Raw genomic sequence first — 17,995 nt, 5'->3', positions numbered from 1 at the left:
GAGGGAATAACCCATGTTTGTGCGGTTATTTTACACCTTACGTAAATACGGTGTTCCAGTTACAACTCGTGAGCTTATTGACTTAAACCGCGCTGTAAGTGAAGGTTTAGTTTTTGCCGATCAAGAAGAGTTCTATCAACTTGCTAAAACTATTTTAGTTAAAGATGAACGCTTTTTTGACAAGTTTGACCGTGCCATAAAAGACTACTTTGATGGTATCGAAACCTTTGACCTGGATGAGTTACTTAAGCAAGTTCAGAAACTACCAAAAGACTGGTTTGATTTAGAGCTTCTAGAAAAACATTTAACTCCTGAACAAAGAGCAGAACTCCAAAAAGCTGGTTCCTTAGAAGAGCTGATGAAAATGCTGGAAGAGCGGTTACGCGAACAGCATAAGAAACATCAAGGCGGAAACCGCATGGTGGGTACAGGTGGTACTTCACCTTTTGGGGCTTTTGGTGATCATCCTGAGGGAGTGCGGATTGGTGGGCCGGGTCGTAAACGTTCGGCGGTAAAAGTATGGGAACAGCGTAAATATCAAAATCTAGATGACGACCAAGTTCTTGGTACTCGTCAGATGCAAATTGCTTTGCGCCGTTTGCGTAAATTTGCACGTCAAGGTGCAGCTGAAGAGTTGGATGTTGACAGTACAATCCGTGAAACAGCCAAGCAAGGTATTCTTGATGTTCAAATGGTACCAGAGCGTCGAAATCGAATAAAAGTGCTTATGTTGTTCGATGTAGGCGGTTCTATGGACGCTCATATTGCCCAATGCGAGAAACTCTTTAGTGCCGCTAAAACTGAGTTTAAGACACTTGAGTACTTTTATTTTCATAATTGTCTCTATGACTATGTTTGGAAAGATAATCATCGCCGCACAGCTACCCGTATGAATACATGGGATCTCTTTCACACTTATGGACGCGACTATCGTGTAATTGTAGTGGGTGATGCCAGTATGGCACCGTATGAGTTGAAATCGGTGGGTGGCTCGGTTGAATATATGAATGATGAAACAGGTGAGGTTTGGTTACGTCGCCTACGTCAACATTTTGATAAAACAGCGTGGCTAAACCCTGAAACAGAAGGGTATTGGCATTATACTCAAACCATTGGTTGGATCAAAGAGATTTTTGAAAATCATATGTATCCAATGACACTAAAAGGCATTGAGGATTTAACGCGTTACCTTTCTCGATAAGCTTAATAACTTTAATAATTTTAAAAAGAGGGATGATATGCAACATCAAATTAACGGTATTGCTTTGCCGAATGAACAAGGATTTTTTGGTGAATATGGCGGACAGTTCATTCCTCCACATTTAAAAGAAGCAATGGATGAAATTAATGTTGCCTATGAAGAAATTCGCCATACACCAGAATTTCAAAATGAATTATCAGACCTCTTTACGAATTATGTAGGCCGTCCAAGTCCCTTATTTCATGCGAAGCGTCTATCTGAACAGTTAGGTGGCGCACAAATTTACTTAAAACGTGAAGATTTGAACCACACTGGTGCTCACAAAATTAATCACTGCTTAGGTGAAGCTTTACTTGCTAAATATATGGGCAAAAAGAAAGTTATTGCTGAAACAGGTGCTGGTCAGCATGGCGTTGCTTTGGCAACCGCTTGCGCATTAGTAGGCATTCCCTGTGAAATTCATATGGGGCAAGTCGATATTGAAAAAGAACATCCAAATGTGGTCAAAATGAAAATTTTGGGTGCTCATTTGGTGGCAGTTACACGTGGTACAGCAACATTAAAAGATGCTGTAGATAGTGCGTTTGAAGAATATTTAAAAGATCCTAAAAACTTTATATATGCCATTGGTTCTGTTGTGGGTCCTCATCCATTTCCTAAAATGGTTCGAGATTTTCAATCTATTATTGGTAATGAAATTAAAGATCAAACGCATCAACGATTTGGGAAAAGTCCTGATTATGTAGTGGCATGTGTAGGTGGTGGTTCAAATGCAATAGGTGCATTTACTGCATTTTTAAATGACTCAGACGTAAAACTTGTTGGGGTTGAGCCAGCTGGACATGGTTTAGAAACTAATATGCATTCGGCAACGCTAACTTTAGGTAAGCCAAGTCAAATTCATGGTATGGCGTGTTATGTGCTTGAAAATGAGGCGGGTCAACCTTTACCCGTGCATTCTATTGCTTCAGGACTAGACTATCCGGGTGTTGGGCCACAACACAGCTTTTTAAAAGATTTAGGGCGTGTTGAATATAGCACTGCAACTGACCAAGAATGTTTAGATGCTTTTATGACACTTTCTCGTGTTGAAGGCATTGTTCCTGCACTTGAAAGCTCACACGCTGTCGCATGGGCAATTCGTGAAGCACCAAAACTGCCGAAAGAAACCATGATTGTGGTGAATCTATCGGGCCGTGGAGATAAAGATTCTGATTATGTTGCCGAAAAGCTTAAGCTTTAAGCCGACTAAACTCGAAAAGCGGTCAATATTTAAAGACCGCTTTTTTTATTTCAAAGACTACATCTAACGCTACTTATAAAGTTCATTATTTCTTAATTAAAACAAAGTATTCTGATTTTAATGTGTGATTGTTAGAGATAGGCATGTAAAACTCCTGTTCACAAGGCAAAGCGTTGCTTTGCTGTACCTCACTCAGTAGAATAGTCACTTTGCAAAATTTGCCTTTGGAGACGCCTAAGTGGAGCGACCGACGATTAGCCCTGAAAATTTACAGGAAGCGGCTGAAAATTTATCAACAATTCGAGATTTTATTCGTTTTGGGGTATCAGCATTACGTCAACATGATGCACATTTAGGACAAGGTACTGAAGATTATTTTGCAGAAAGCTCTGCATTAGTTTTACAAACCTTATCTCTTGAATGGTCAGCAGACGCAGAAATTCTAGATGCGAAGTTATTACCAAGCGAAAAAGCGGAATTTTTAAGCTTATTGGAACGTCGTATCAATGACCGTATTCCAACATCTTATTTATTAAATCTTGCTTATTTCTTTAATAAGCCATTCTATGTAGATGAGCGTGTACTCATTCCACGTTCACCAATTGCAGAATTAATTGAGCAACGTTTTGCACCATATTGTTTAGATGAAAATGGTCAAATGCGCGAAGCTCTTAATAATTTGCCAGAAAATGCAAAACCTAAAACTCCACAACGTATCTTAGATATGTGTACAGGTTCTGGTTGTATTGCGGTTGCTTTGGCTTATGCATATCCAGACGCTGAAATAGATGCAACTGACATTTCTAAAGAAGCTTTAGAAGTTGCTTCAATTAATACTGAACACCACAATAAGCAATATCAAGTTGCATTACTTGAATCTGACTTGTTTGCCAAGATTCCAGCTGAAAATCAGTATGATTTGATTGTAAGTAATCCTCCATACGTTGATGCTGAAGATATGGCTGACTTACCAGAAGAGTTTTTACATGAACCTGAACTTGCATTGGCAGCAGGCCAAGATGGTTTAGATTTAGTTCGTAAAATGCTTGCACAAGCGGCAGATTACTTAACTGAAGATGGTCTTATTGTCATTGAAGTAGGTAATTCTGAATGGTCGATGCGTCAGAACTTTAATACGATTGATTTCAACTGGCTCACTTTCCAAAAAGGTGGTTCAGGTATTTTTGCTTTGACTGCTGAACAATGTCGCCGTTATAGAAAACTATTTGAAGAGCAAATATAAGGAGTTGGGCATATGGCAGGGAATAGTATTGGACAACTCTTTCGTGTAACTACTTGTGGTGAGTCTCATGGCGTTGGCTTAATGGCAATTGTTGATGGTGTGCCACCGGGCCTTGCGTTAACCGAAGAAGATCTACAAAAAGATCTAGACCGTCGTAAGCCAGGGACATCAAAATTTGCGACTCAACGCAAAGAGCCTGATCAAGTTGAAATTATTTCAGGTGTATTTGAAGGTAAAACCACTGGTACACCAATCGGTTTATTGATTCGTAATACTGACCAAAAATCGAAAGATTATGGCAATATTGCCCAAACTTTTAGACCTGGCCATGCCGACTATACCTATACTCAAAAATACGGCTTCCGTGACTATCGTGGCGGTGGCCGTTCAAGTGCTCGTGAAACTGCTATGCGTGTTGCAGCAGGTGCAATTGCTAAAAAATATTTAGCAGAAAAATTTGGCGTTTTGATTCGTGGTCATGTGATGCAAATTGGTAATGAAGTTGCCGAAAAACTGGATTGGAATGAAGTTCCGAATAATCCATTTTTCTGTGGTGATGTAGACGCTGTTTCGCGTTTTGAGGCGTTGGTTACTTCTTTACGTGAACAAGGAACGAGCTGCGGTGCAAAACTAGAGATTTTAGCTGAGAAAGTTCCTGTGGGTTGGGGTGAACCTGTTTTTGACCGTTTAGATGCTGACATTGCTCACGCGATGATGAGTATTAATGCGGTTAAAGGTGTTGAAATCGGTGATGGTTTTGCAGTTGCTGGACAGTTTGGTCATGAAACACGTGATGAAATGACCAGTAATGGCTTTTTAGCGAATCATGCTGGTGGTATTTTAGGTGGTATCTCAAGTGGTCAGACCATACGAGTTGCTATTGCACTAAAACCAACAGCAAGCATTACGACACTAGGTAAAACGATTAATTTAAATCGTGAAGATACAGATGTGTTGACTAAAGGCCGTCATGATCCTTGCGTAGGTGTTCGAGCAACTCCAATTGCAGAAGCAATGTTAGCAATTGTTTTGATGGATCACTTCTTACGCCATCGAGCACAAAATGCAGATGTTATTCCACCATTTGCTCCAATCGAACCATAGTCATAATTTTTGACTAAAGTAAATAAAACCCCATATTTAAATTAAATATGGGGTTTTAAATTTTTATTCCATTAAGTCTGATTAAATTTTAAATTATTTTCTTGTCTTATAATATTTATATAAATATAATATTCTGCGAATTATTTTTGAGTATATTCATCTGTAGAGCTTGGCAATTAAATCTTGTTAATTTTTACTGCAACCGATATTTATCACCGAAAGTTAATTTACTCAAATTGCTTTTATATAAGTTTATTACATATTTAAATTTTTATTACTTTAAACAAAGAATTTTCAAAGTCATCATTGAAATTGGGGAAATATCAATGAATCAGTGCACATATAGAATTGGCTGTATGTCAAAGGATAGGCTATTGCCTAAAAATTTAGAGGCAATGATAAAAGTTATTCATGACTTATCTTTGTCATCTCATCTTGTGGGGAATTGGATATATAGTGAAGACAATCCTGATATACATATTATTGATTTAGATAGTGGTTATACCAATATTCTTATTCCAAAAAAAATTAAGATTGTATTAAGTAATAATCCTGAGCTTTTAAAGGGCTATCAGTATGGTTTGAAGAGACCAATAAGATATCAGGAACTTCTCAATATTTTACAAGATATTGAGAAGAATGAATATTTTAAAACAAGTCATCAAGAACGTATAATAAATAACGAGAATATAGTGTCTAAAGATCATTTAGAGACAAAAATTCTTTATAAGCTTGTCTGTTATCCAAACTTTAAAAACATTCATGCTGAGCAGATTGTTAATGTCACTAGAGTTTGTGCCTTATTATCTATTGAGTCAAAAACAGCCCAAGAAATTAAGAGATTTTTGAATTTATCTATTGATGAAATACAAAAAATTATAGAAATAATAAAAAAAGAAGCCTATCCAAATTATGAAACAATACATGAGAATATTGTTTCGATTTTACCATTTTCAACTGAAGCTATTTCCACAGTACCGCAAAGAATAGAACAAAATTCACTATTTTATTTTTTAATTAAATTTTGGAAGAGGTTGAAAGGTGAGCTCTAATAAAATGGAATTTTTTCTATATTAGATTATCTGAATCTAGTAATTTTTATTACATAAAAATAGGATATTGATGTATTAAAAGTCGCTAAATTTATTAAGTTTATATAAGTCATTTTTAACAGATGGTTTAAATTTAAATAAAATAGGTTTTCGTACTTACTGGTTCTAAATTACATTTTAGCTTTGCCACGGATGGAAAAGCTAATTGTTTTTTTAATTAGGAAATGAGCGATAAAAGAAGTTAAGAGAGATAATAATTAGTCAAAAGTCATTTTGAATGGAAGTCTGACTTTTTAAGTTAAATCTACAATTTGTTCTTCGTTTACAGCAATCTTATATTGATTACGACCATTAGTTTTTGCTTTATACAAAGCATGGTCAGCACGAGCGACAAAAGCAGAAATTGAATCGTTTAGACGAGGAATTGTGGTTGCGACTCCAACACTAATGGTGACATGTGGTGAAACATCACTGCATGGGTGCTCAATTGCAATTCTATCAATAGCATTCATTAAACGTTCAACTTGGATCAAGGCTTGCTGATTATTTGTCATTGGGAATAAGAGTAAAAATTCTTCGCCGCCATAACGAGCAACTAAATCACCACTGCGTGCAGCAATAGAAGAAATAGCAATTGCGATTTCTTTTAAGCATTCATCTCCCTTTAGATGTCCTAAAGTGTCGTTGTATGCTTTAAAATAGTCGATATCGACCATCATGATGGTCAGGGGCATTTCATGTCGTAAAGCACGACGCCATTCATTATCAAGTGTTTCATCTAGATAGCGTCGATTGGCTAAACCGGTGAGTGCGTCTTGTTGTGAAAGTAAAGATAATTGCTGTGCTTGCTGCATCAGTTCAATGCGATTCAGCTCAATCATGCAGTTTTGTAAATAGTTTTCTCTATGTTGACGGTCAGTTGCATAGGCAAGGGTCATTCCTAAAAAACTACTGAAGGTGTAAGTCCGGTTCAAGAAGGTCCAGTCGATCACCCCATTTAAGTAATTACTTGCCAAAATTCCAACAACCCCGCCCATCCATCCAGCAAATATGGCGGTATAAAAGCGCATACCTACCGCACCATAGATAATCACAATCGCATACATCATCGCTGCATGAAAAAGAACATTATCTTGGCCATTTTCAATTACGTTAATTAAAATAAAGGTAATTGCCACAGCTAAAGCTGAACCGACTCCTACATAATAATCAAAATACTGATTTAATTTTTTAATAAATGATAAAATCCAGGCGATAAGAATGATTATACCTACCCAAGAATAATAGCTAAACCAGGGTAAAACTTGCTCAGTTGGTAAAACTTGATATATACCAAAGCTTAAAAATATATATAATATTAAAATAATAGGCGCTCTATAGCGGAACTCATAGGCAGCACCATTTTGGTATTGAAAACGATAAATCGTTTCAAGCTGCTTTGGAAACCATACGAAATTTAATCCTCGTGTGGTTAATAAATCTATTTGTTCCTGTCCCAATATATTGGAACCCTGCAACTTCATAATTAATGCTCACTATATTGGAAGTTGTCATAAAATGAGACTTATTTTAGTAAAGTTCCATCTAAAAATATTGATTATATAATGTGTGATTTATTCAAAATAATAATACAGTTTTTTTAAAAAAGTAATGATTTTTATCTAAGTTAAATGTGATAAAAATCACGACATTTCAACGATTAGCGTAACAATTATCTAAAGATTCACAATCCATCGAAAAAAGTTACAAATGGTCGATTAACGATTGTATCTTTATCATTTTCGGATAGACTTATACGGTGAAATACAGATGATTGCTGTCATATAAATAGGAAAATTAGCAATGACTGCTCTAAATCAATATGGAATGCATTTAGAAATTACACCGCATAATGGATGGTCACAGCAGTTCTGGGATGACCTGCTACCAGCGAAAGAACGGGTGAGTAAACATCCGTTTTTTTCGGAAATGGCCAATGGGGGATTGAGCCTAGATAGTTTCCGTTATGCTTTACTTAATTTCTATCCATTAGTCGCGCATTTCCCGTCATATATGGCAGGAGCGTTAGGCAAAGCAACGGGGTTTTCTGAACCTGGCGTTACAGAAGCACGAGATTGGTTAATCCAGAATATTAAGGTAGAAGAGCGACACTTAAAATGGTATCGCGACTGGGCTGGAGGTTTTGGCTTAACTGTTGATGAGCTTGATCATGTACGACCGCCAGCTGCGATGAATGCAGTGAACCATTTCTTATGGAATATGAGTCATCGTGGTAATTTAGCAGAGTGCCTTGCTGCAACAAATCTGGCAATTGAATGGGCAACTGGGGATTGGTCGATTCAGGTCTATAAGGGTATTCATACCTATACTGATCATCCTGAAGTAACGATTGATAAACGTTCTTTAGCTTGGTTGCGTGCGCATGCTCACTATGATGATCTTCATCCTTATGAAGCCATGGAGCTGATTAAGCGTTTATGTAATGATCGTCCCGACTGGCAGCAAAAAGCTTTTCATGCTGCGGAAGAGGGGCTGCGGTATTATGAATTAGCCTTAGATGATTGTTATAAGGTACAGCTTCAAGCCTCTGCCTGATCTTATCTTAAAAAAGGGAGGATATCGTATGGATATTCTCCCTTTTATTTTATTCGAGTAGCTTTAACAGTTTTGTTCGATAAGGCGTGTCTTCCGGCAATAATTCAAGTAGACGTTCAACTGCGTCTACTCGGTCAGGGACACGACTGACCACTCGTAATAACTGATCAACATCTTCAATCTGATAAATCACATGACTTAAGCGAGCATCAAAACAGTCTCTCCAAGCACATAAAAATGGACTTTCCGATTTAGCTAAAAAACTTCCTCTATAAAGCGTTAGTGTTGTCGATGTGAAGCCTAAATTTAATGCTTGTTCTGCCATTAAAAAATCACATTGAATTTCACAGTTAAGTCTGTAAGGGCGAGACTCGATCACATCGGGAATTAAGTTTCTGAGTTGAGAAAGTTCTGCTTTTAACGTGGTGGTACTTACTGGCCGATCACCATATAACGCATAGTGAAGCTCTTCAAGATTAATACCTTCAGGGCACAATGTCAGAATGCACATAATCTCAATTTGACGTTGAGTTAAAGTAAGGCTGCGTTGGTTATATTGAACTTTTGGAGTTCCAAAGGCCTTAATATATAAAATATTTTTTTGGTGAAGCTGAATTGCTTGTTTCACAATGTCCGCACATCTCTCAACGGCTAAAATTCCCAATGAGTTATGCTTATGGGATTTTGTAGACAAATTCATAATCCCATAAAATTGGCCTGTGTTTGCATCGGTGATAGGTGCTGCGTAACAGACCCAATCTCTTACACTATTCATTTGGTTTTCGTGTGAATAAACGCAGTTAGCTGAATGAGTATTTAATGCTAAACCAATTGCATTTTGCCCTACTGCCTGAGTAGACCACTGACCCCCTTCAACAAAATGAACTTGCTCTGCCGAAGAGCGCATAGGGTGACTGCTCCATGTCCAAAGTAGAGTGCCATGTGGGTCGGTCACACCAATTGCCATATCGGCATCTTCGGCAATGTGCATTAAGTTTCGGTGACACTCATGAATAGAACGTCCGAATAATGAATGTTCCCATTCTTCACTTAGGTCAAATATAGGTGCTGCTTCAAGGTCAACTGATGGCTTTTTTCCTAAATATTGAGAATGAGATGACTTTTCTGGCCGAAATAAAGATGGCGTAGTATCTATAAAAGGCGATGATAATTGTTCTGACATATCCATATCGAAATTCCTTTATCATTGAAATGGCGTATCCGTAGCCGCTCAACCGTTATAACTTTTTTATTGTGACTATTTCCTCGTTATCTCGTTACCTTAAATACTTTTATAAGTCTTGACCATTAGCCTATTGGATAAATTTTGTTAATTACATGATCCTTAAGATAAGACATCTTTTCGACTAAAAGGCTTTGGTACTTCTTCTCCAAAATATTGTCGGTCAGCAAAGTAGCTTGAACGGACCATAGGAGCACTCCAGATATTTTTAAAACCTAGCCGTTTACCATGTCGCGTATATCTTTCAAATTCTTGTAGATTTACAAATCGATGAATGGGTGCATGTGACTTTGAAGGCTGCAAGTACTGTCCAATGGTAATAAGGTCTACCTGATAATCTTTTAAGTCGTTCAGTAGGGCAAGTACTTCTGCTTCAATTTCTCCTAATCCAACCATTAAACCAGATTTGGTTTTGATATCAGGACAATATGCTTTAAAGCGTTTTAGTAGTTCCAATGAGTGTCGATAGTCTGAGCCTGGGCGCATTGCTTTATATAAACGCGGAACAGTTTCAATATTATGATTAAAGACATCGGGAGGAGATAAGCTCAAAGTCGAAAGAGCTGTCTCCAAACGACCGCGAAAATCGGGTACCAAAATTTCAATCAAAGTTTCTGGACAGCGTTTTCTGATCTCTTCAATGCACTTTACAAAATGAGCAGCGCCACCATCATGTAGATCATCACGGTCTACAGAGGTAATCACTACATATTTTAAGTTTAGGTTTGCGACCGTTTCTGCCAAATGTTTAGGTTCATCTTCGTCTAGGGGTTTTGGGCGACCATGCGCTACATCACAGAATGGACAACGTCTGGTGCAGATATCACCCATAATCATAAAGGTTGCTGTACCTCCACCAAAACATTCCGGTAAATTTGGACATGCCGCTTCTTCGCAAACGCTATGTAACTTTTGCTGACGTAAAAGGTTTTTTATACGTTTAATTTCTTCAAAATCTGTAATTTTTGCTCTAATCCACTCAGGTTTAGTTGGCAACTCTTCTGTTGGTAAAACCTTAATCGGAATACGGGCGACTTTATCGGCCCCCCGTAATTTAATACCAGTTTCAACTTGTCTTTTAAAATCCATATTAATAATTCCATTTTATTTAAAACTTACTTAAACTCCTGCTATTTAATTTAAAGACTAATTTAAATTTCCTTAATAAGTCACAATTAATTATAAATACAGGGTGTGGCGAGTATTATAAAATAACAAAGGTTGGTTAAAGGTTTGTTTTACAAGCTAATGAAAATTATAAATTTTTTTTAAATTTATTTTGGGTTGTTAAGTTTTTGAAATTAATAATTTAATTGGAAATATTTTAAATAAAAACTTTTTAGTCTAATAGATCAATTATTGAATTTAAGTTTAAGTATTTATAGCGAATTAGCATTTTCGCTTGAAAATTGGTTGATTTTTAAAATCAAGATAATAAAGGAAAAGGATATGCAATTAACGGAAGAGCAATTACTCGCAGCATATAAAAGCATGCGTGATATTCGTGAATTTGAAGATCGACTTCACGAAGAAAATACCAATGGTGATATTCCCGGCTTTATTCACTTATATAGTGGTGAAGAAGCTGTAGCAGTCGGTATTTGTGAGAATTTAACAGATAAAGATTACATCACTTCAACCCATCGTGGCCATGGACACTGTATTGCAAAAGGCTGTGACATTCACGGCATGATGCTGGAAATTTTCGGTAAAGATGATGGGCTATGCCGAGGAAAAGGCGGTTCTATGCATATTGCCGATTTAGACAAAGGCATGCTTGGCGCCAACGGGATTGTGGGTGGTGGACCTCCTTTGGCAATTGGTGCTGCGCTAACAGCTAAAACCTTAAAGACAGGCGGTGTGGGGCTTTCTTTTACAGGTGATGGCGGTTCAAATCAGGGGCTTACCTTTGAAGCGATGAACATGGCTGTCGTACTTAAACTTCCTGTGATTTTTGTCTTTGAGAATAACGGGTTTGGTGAGGGTACAGGTCATGACTATGCGGTAGGTAGTAAAGACATTGCTGGACGTGCGGCAGGTTTTGGTTTGCCAGCAGTTAAAGTCGATGGTACCGATTTCTTTGCTGTATATGAAGCGGCTCAAACTGCCATTGAACGTGCACGTCGTGGTGAGGGGCCAAGTGTTATTGAAACGATTACTAACCGTTTTTATGGACATTTTGAAGGTGACCCAGGGCTCATTCGCTCAAAAGAGGAAGTCGACTTTGTTAAAGAAAATAAAGACCCTTTGAAAATTTTCAGAGAAAAAGTTAAAGGCAAAATTGATGAAGCTAAATTAGACGAGATTGATGCAGTGTCTAAGGCAAACGTTGATGATGCAGTTGCAAAAGCTCGTGCTGCGGCATATCCAAAACCAGAACAACTCCTTACCGACGTCTATGTCTCTTACTAAAGGAATAGTAAAGATGCCAAATAAAAGTTTTCGTAATGCGATTAAAGAAGCCATTGAATCAGAAATGCGCCGTGACCCAACTGTGTTTGTTGTTGGGGAAGATGTGCGCGGTGGACATGGCGGTAAAAATACCGAAGATAACCAGCTTGAAGGTTTCGGTGGTGTGCTGGGTGTAACTAAAGGTTTATGGACAGAATTTGGTTCGGAGCGTGTTATTGATACGCCAATTACTGAATCTGCAATTATTGGTATGGCGGCTGGCGCTGCTGCAACTGGTTTACGTCCTGTTGCCGATTTAATGTTTATGGATTTTTATGGTGTGTGTCATGACATGCTCTATAACCAAGCGGCAAAATTCCGTTATATGTTCGGTGGAAAAGCAAAAGCACCAATGGTCGTGCGTGGCATGATTGGTGCGGGTTTTTCGGCAGCAGCTCAACATTCTCAGTCACCATATAACGTATTTGCCGCGGTTCCAGGCTTAAAAGTTGTGGTTCCATCAAGTCCATACGACGTGAAAGGACTTTTAATTCAAGCAATTCGAGATGACGACCCTGTCGTGTTCTGTGAGCACAAAATGCTCTATGACATTAAAGGTGACGTTCCTGATGAAGCCTATACCATTCCTTTTGGGGTAGCGAATTACACCCGAGAAGGTACGGACGTGACCATTATTGCTTTAGGTCTGATGGTCCATCGCGCTAATGAAGTAGCAGATAAGCTAGCAAAAGATGGTATTTCGGTTGAAGTTGTAGACCCTCGAACAATTTCTCCTCTTGATGAAGAAGGAATTTTAGAGTCTGTGGCATCAACTGGGCGTGTTGTGATTGTGGATGAATCAGCGGCACGCTGTGGTTTTGGTCATGATGTTGCTGCATTGGTTGCACAGAAAGGTTTCCACTATTTAAAAGCACCTGTTGAACTCGTAACGCCACCACATACACCGGTTCCATTCTCTCCAGTTTTAGAAAAAGAATGGATTCCAAGTGTAGAGCGTATTGAGCAAGCTGTGCGAAAAACATTGGAGGCTTAGGATGAGCGAAATTAAAACGCTGGAGATCCCGAAATGGGGATTATCCATGGAAGAAGGCACGATTGCCCAATGGTTGATTAAAGAAGGTGACAGCTTTAATAAAGGCTATGAAATTTGTGAAATTGAAACCACGAAAATCGTCAATGTATTAGAAGCACCTTTTGCGGGAACACTGCGTAAAATCTTAGCAAAAGACGGTGATACTTTACCTGTAGGTGGTCTTATTGCTGTATGTGCTGAAAGCCAAGTTTCTGATGCAGAAATTGAGAAGTTTATTGCATCATTAGGTGGTTCAGCAGCTAAAGCACCTGAACCATCTCCAGAACAAAGTAAAGCGGAAATATCTGCACCTGTTGTTGAAAAAACGGATCAACTACAGACTGTAGCAGCTAGCGCCTCAGCTCCTTTAAAGGTAGCTAAAGGTGATTACGCTGTACCAGAGTCATTACAAGGCTATCAAGCATCTAATGAGCTTTTTGCAACTCCACATGCCTTAAAACTTGCTGAAAAGCACAATGTTAATTTGGCAAAAGTGGCGGGTTCTGGTCGTGAAGGACGTATCAGTGTTCAAGACATTCAAAAAGCTGTGCAGGCTGCTGGAGGTCAATGGCCTGATGTTAAACAGCAACATCAAGCTAAAGTGGTTAAGTCAACTGCGGATGATAGCCGTGTTTTGGCAACACCTGTTGCACGCCGTTTAGCAAAACAATGGGGCATTAACCTCAATGACTGCCGTGTTTCAGGTACCCGAGGCCGCGTCTGTAAAGAAGATGTTGAAGCGGTTTACAACCGTGACAACCCAACGGCGGTAAATGAACAATCAACTCAGGTTGCTGCTACTCAACCACAGTCGACCGTTACCACTGTCGCGATGAATGGTATGCGTAAAGCGATTGCCTCACGTTTGCAAGCAGCAAAACGTAATGCGCCACATTTCCGTCTTGTAGTCGATCTAAACGTGGAAGCACTTCAAAATTTACGTAAGCAGATTAATGAGAGTGTTCCATATGTGAAACTTTCTATTAATGACATGCTCATTAAAGCGGCGGCGGCGGCACTCATTAAAGTACCTGAAGTGAATGTTCAATTTGATGAAGCCACACAGTCGATTCTGCAATTTTCTCAAGCTGATATTTCGGTAGCTGTGGCGATTCCAAACGGTTTAATTACACCCATTGTGAAAGCCGCCAATCAGAAGTCTTTAGCACAGATTTCTGATGACATGCGAGATTTGGCAACGCGTGCCAAGACTGGCAAGTTACAACCTGATGAGTTTCAGGGCGGTAGCTTTAGCATTTCAAATTTAGGAATGTTAGGTATTAAACAGTTCGATGCCATCATTAACCCACCGCAAGGTGCAATTATGGCATTGGGTGCTTCAGAACCACGTGCTGTCGTTGAAAATGGAAATGTCGTGGTTCGTGAGATTGTCACAGCGACCTTGTCATGCGATCACCGAGTGATTGATGGTGCTGTAGGTGCAAAGTTCTTAGCCAGCTTTAAGCAGTTTGTTGAAAACCCTGCTTTAATTTTGGTGTAGGAGAACCCGCATGTCAGAAGCTCAATTTGATTTAATTGTGATTGGTGCGGGACCGGGTGGATATGTGGCTGCAATTCGTGCAGCCCAGCTCGGGCTAAAAACCGCAATTGTAGAAGAGCAGTATTTAGGCGGAATATGCCTGAATTGGGGCTGTATTCCAACTAAAGCTCTATTGGCTGGCGCAGATTTGGCAACTCAATTTAAAAATGCTGCGCAGTTTGGTTTTCAGGTATCTCAACTGGATTTTGATATTCAAAAACTTGTGCAGCATAGCCGACAAGTTTCGGCACAGTTGGTACAAGGCATTGATTACTTGCTGAAAAAGAATCTGGTGACTGTTTTTAATGGTCGTGCTCAACTTACAGCGAAAGAAAAAATTGAAGTGACAGATGCTCAAGGTAAAAGTCAGGCTTTAAGTGCACCACATATTATTTTGGCAACCGGTGCTAAAGCCCGACATATTCCTCAACTTCCTGTCGATGGAACGTATGTCTGGAGCTATAAAGAAGCGCTTATTCCAGAAGAGGTGCCAAAAAGATTACTCGTCGTTGGTTCTGGTGCAATTGGTAGTGAGTTTGCCAGCCTCTATCAAGACTTGGGGTGTCAGGTCACCCTTATTGATTTAGCTAAGCAAATTTTACCCACTGAAGATGCAGAAGTTGCTCAATTTGTCAGAAAACAATTTGAACAAAAAGGAATGAAGGTCTTAACGGATGCTGTTGTTCAAAGTATTCAAATTGAAAATGGGCAAGTTCACTGTGTAATTGAAACGGCAAATGATGTTCAAACAGTCGTTTTTGACCGTGTGCTTTCGGCAATTGGTGTACAGCCTAATACTACGGGACTAGGACTGGAATGTTTAGGCGTAGAACTGAACCCGCAAGGTTTTGTGGCAATTGATGATTATTGTAAAACCAATGTTGTAGGCCTCTACGCAATTGGTGATGTTGCTGGAGCACCGTCTCTTGCCCATAAAGCAAGCCATGAAGCCATGATATGTGTTGAAAAAATTGCTGGTGTAGCAAATGTGCATTCACTCGACCGCAGTCAGATACCGGGTTGTATTTTTACACATCCACAGGTGGCTAGCATTGGTCTGACTGAAAGTGCAGCAAAAGCTCAGAACTTACCTGTACGAATCGGCAAGTTTTCTTTAACTGCGAATGGCAAAGCTTTGGCAATTGGAGATGCGTCAGGTTTCGTTAAAACGATCATTCATGCAGAAACGGGCGAGCTACTTGGTGCACACATGGTGGGTCATGAAGTGACCGAGCACATTCAAGGCTTTGCAATTGCTAAATATCTAGAAGCGACTGATGAAAGTCTAGCTCAAGTCATTTTCCCACATCCAACTTTATCAGAAGCCATGCATGAATCCATTTTGGCTTCAATGCAACGAGCGATTCATATGTAGTGATTCTGCATTTACAGGAATTGAAAATGGTTAAGGGATTAAAAGATAAAGTCGCATTAGTGACAGGCGCAGCTCAAGGCATTGGCCGTGGGATTGCCCTGCGCTTGGCGCAAGAGGGTGTACACATTGCATTGGTCGATATGAAACAAGATCGACTCAATGCTGTACAGCAAGAGATTCAAGCTCTAGGCGTAAATGCCAGTACGTTTATTGCCGATGTCAGTGACCGAGAGCAAGTTTATGCAGCTATAAATCATACTGAGCAGACGCTTGGTGGCTTTGACATCATGATTAATAATGCTGGAATTGCTCAGGTTCAGGCTATTGCAGATACAACACCAGATGATTTTCACAAAATCGTTGATATCAATATTGGCGGTGTACTGTGGGGAATACAGGCTGCTTCTGCAAAATTTAAGCAACGCCAACATAAAGGCAAAATCATTAATGCTTGCTCAATTGCAGGCCACGATGGGTTTGCTTTGCTGGGTGTTTATTCTGCTACTAAGTTTGCAGTGCGTGCGCTTACCCAAGCCGCCGCGAAAGAATATGCCAGTCACGGCATTACGGTAAACGGATATTGTCCCGGAATTGTTGGAACCGACATGTGGCTTGAAATTGATAAACGTTTTGCTGAAATTACCGGTGCGGCTATAGGTGAGACCTATAAAAAATATGTAGAAGGCATTGCTTTAGGTAGAGCCCAAACGCCAGAGGATGTCGCTGCATTAGTTGCTTTTCTGGCAAGTGAAGATTCAGATTACATTACGGGTCAATCGATTTTAACGGACGGCGGAATTGTCTATCGTTAAAACAACATCCTGATTTGAGGGAGATAATAATGAAAGCAGCGCGTTTTTATGACAGAGGCGATATCCGTATTGAGGATATCCCAGAACCAGAAGTCATTCCTGGCACTGTAGGCATTAAGGTTGCTTGGTGTGGAATTTGTGGTACAGATTTGCATGAATTTATGGAAGGACCGATTTTTATTCCACCGTGCGGACATCCTCATCCTATTTCAGGCGAATCTGCACCAATCACCATGGGTCATGAGTTTTCAGGTGTAGTCTATGCCGTAGGTGACGGTGTTGATGATATTGAAGTCGGTCAGCATGTGGTCGTAGAGCCTTATATTGTGGCGGATGATGTGCCGACTAGACCGGGAGATAATTATCATCTTTCCAAAAATATGAACTTTATTGGTTTAGGTGGTCGTGGTGGCGGTTTGTCGGAAAAAATTGCGGTTAAACGCCGTTGGGTACACCCAATCTCTAATAAAATTCCACTTGATCAAGCTGCCTTAATTGAGCCGTTATCGGTTGGTCATCATGCTTATGTCCGCAGTGGCGCGAAGGCTGGTGATATTGCTCTGGTTGGTGGTGCGGGCCCAATTGGTTTATTGCTTTCGGCAATTTTAAAAGCGAAAGGTCTTAAAGTCATTATTACTGAGCTGAGTGCAAAACGTAAAGAAAAAGCCAAAGAGTCGGGAGTCGCAGATTATATTTTAGATCCATCAGAGGTTGATGTTGTTTCTGAGGTCATGAAAATCACCAATGGTGATGGCGTCGATGTTGCATTTGAATGTAGTAGCGTTAACAAAGTTCTAGATACTTTGGTTGCGGCAGTGAAACCAACAGGCGTTATTGTTATTGTTTCGATCTGGAGCCATCCAGCATCAATTAATGTGCATAGTGTGGTGATGAAAGAGCTGGATGTGCGAGGAACAATTGCCTATGTAAATGACCATCAGGAAACCATTAAGCTGGTTGAAGAAGGTAAAATAAATCTAGAACCTTTTATTACCCAGCGTATTCAACTTGATGATTTGATTTCACAAGGTTTTGAAACCTTAATTCATAACAATGAGTCCGCCGTTAAGATTATCGTACAGCCATAAATAAACCTTTAAATC

At 39.4% G+C, this 17,995-nt stretch carries 15 protein-coding genes; 12 read left to right on the top strand and 3 right to left on the bottom strand.

What is annotated here, in order from left to right:
- The first annotated feature begins 13 nt into the window (after positions 1 to 13).
- From AC07M3_RS01960 to AC07M3_RS01940, 5 genes are all read left to right on the top strand, one after another.
- A complete protein-coding gene (locus tag AC07M3_RS01960; RefSeq protein ID WP_494566379.1) occupies positions 14 to 1,201 on the top strand; it encodes a vWA domain-containing protein in 1,188 nt (395 codons plus the stop codon).
- Positions 1,202 to 1,238: 37 nt separating this feature from the next.
- Positions 1,239 to 2,444 (top strand): tryptophan synthase subunit beta, encoded by a 1,206-nt coding sequence (gene trpB / locus AC07M3_RS01955; protein WP_494566378.1) that lies wholly within the window; start codon positions 1,239 to 1,241, stop codon positions 2,442 to 2,444.
- Positions 2,445 to 2,682: 238 nt separating this feature from the next.
- On the top strand, positions 2,683 to 3,687 hold the full coding sequence (gene prmB, locus AC07M3_RS01950; RefSeq protein WP_004792537.1) for a 50S ribosomal protein L3 N(5)-glutamine methyltransferase: 1,005 nt from the start codon (positions 2,683 to 2,685) through the stop codon (positions 3,685 to 3,687).
- A gap of 12 nt (positions 3,688 to 3,699) precedes the next feature.
- Positions 3,700 to 4,791: a chorismate synthase gene (aroC, locus tag AC07M3_RS01945; RefSeq protein WP_494566377.1), complete on the top strand. Its 1,092-nt coding sequence runs from the start codon at positions 3,700 to 3,702 to the stop codon at positions 4,789 to 4,791.
- A 326-nt stretch (positions 4,792 to 5,117) separates the two neighbouring features.
- Positions 5,118 to 5,843, top strand: a complete 726-nt coding sequence (locus AC07M3_RS01940) for a hypothetical protein (RefSeq protein ID WP_004642725.1) — start codon at positions 5,118 to 5,120, stop codon at positions 5,841 to 5,843.
- Positions 5,844 to 6,136: 293 nt separating this feature from the next.
- Here AC07M3_RS01940 and AC07M3_RS01935 read toward each other — a convergent pair whose 3' ends face one another.
- Positions 6,137 to 7,366, bottom strand: coding sequence for a GGDEF domain-containing protein (locus AC07M3_RS01935; protein WP_494566376.1), 1,230 nt, complete (start codon positions 7,364 to 7,366; stop codon positions 6,137 to 6,139).
- Positions 7,367 to 7,685: 319 nt separating this feature from the next.
- On the opposite strand from AC07M3_RS01935, the gene AC07M3_RS01930 reads away from it, so the two are divergent.
- Positions 7,686 to 8,438 (top strand): iron-containing redox enzyme family protein, encoded by a 753-nt coding sequence (locus tag AC07M3_RS01930; RefSeq protein ID WP_003651630.1) that lies wholly within the window; start codon positions 7,686 to 7,688, stop codon positions 8,436 to 8,438.
- 49 nt (positions 8,439 to 8,487) lie between these two features.
- Here the strand turns inward: AC07M3_RS01930 and AC07M3_RS01925 are convergent, their stop codons facing one another.
- Positions 8,488 to 9,627, bottom strand: coding sequence for an AfsR/SARP family transcriptional regulator (locus AC07M3_RS01925; RefSeq protein WP_307009902.1), 1,140 nt, complete (start codon positions 9,625 to 9,627; stop codon positions 8,488 to 8,490).
- A 156-nt stretch (positions 9,628 to 9,783) separates the two neighbouring features.
- A complete protein-coding gene (lipA, locus tag AC07M3_RS01920; protein WP_307009900.1) occupies positions 9,784 to 10,770 on the bottom strand; it encodes a lipoyl synthase in 987 nt (328 codons plus the stop codon).
- A gap of 360 nt (positions 10,771 to 11,130) precedes the next feature.
- Between lipA and AC07M3_RS01915 the strand changes: the two genes are divergently transcribed.
- The 6 genes from AC07M3_RS01915 to AC07M3_RS01890 are packed head-to-tail and all read left to right on the top strand — an operon-like array spanning position 11,131 to position 17,980.
- A complete protein-coding gene (locus AC07M3_RS01915) occupies positions 11,131 to 12,093 on the top strand; it encodes a thiamine pyrophosphate-dependent dehydrogenase E1 component subunit alpha (RefSeq protein ID WP_004642729.1) in 963 nt (320 codons plus the stop codon).
- 13 nt (positions 12,094 to 12,106) lie between these two features.
- Positions 12,107 to 13,126 (top strand): alpha-ketoacid dehydrogenase subunit beta, encoded by a 1,020-nt coding sequence (locus AC07M3_RS01910; RefSeq protein WP_005047350.1) that lies wholly within the window; start codon positions 12,107 to 12,109, stop codon positions 13,124 to 13,126.
- 1 nt (position 13,127) lies between these two features.
- Entirely contained in the window at positions 13,128 to 14,666 is a 1,539-nt protein-coding gene (locus AC07M3_RS01905) for a dihydrolipoamide acetyltransferase family protein (RefSeq protein ID WP_494566375.1), read from the top strand.
- A 10-nt stretch (positions 14,667 to 14,676) separates the two neighbouring features.
- Positions 14,677 to 16,080: a dihydrolipoyl dehydrogenase gene (gene lpdA / locus AC07M3_RS01900; protein WP_494566374.1), complete on the top strand. Its 1,404-nt coding sequence runs from the start codon at positions 14,677 to 14,679 to the stop codon at positions 16,078 to 16,080.
- Positions 16,081 to 16,106: 26 nt separating this feature from the next.
- A complete protein-coding gene (locus tag AC07M3_RS01895; protein ID WP_494566373.1) occupies positions 16,107 to 16,892 on the top strand; it encodes an acetoin reductase in 786 nt (261 codons plus the stop codon).
- Positions 16,893 to 16,921: 29 nt separating this feature from the next.
- Positions 16,922 to 17,980, top strand: coding sequence for a 2,3-butanediol dehydrogenase (locus AC07M3_RS01890; RefSeq protein WP_494566372.1), 1,059 nt, complete (start codon positions 16,922 to 16,924; stop codon positions 17,978 to 17,980).
- Positions 17,981 to 17,995 lie beyond the last annotated feature (15 nt).

The organism is Acinetobacter sp. GW821-FHT09D10 (assembly GCF_059416285.1).
Note: the sequence above shows the minus strand (reverse complement) of the source record. Positions and strands in the feature narration are given on the sequence as shown.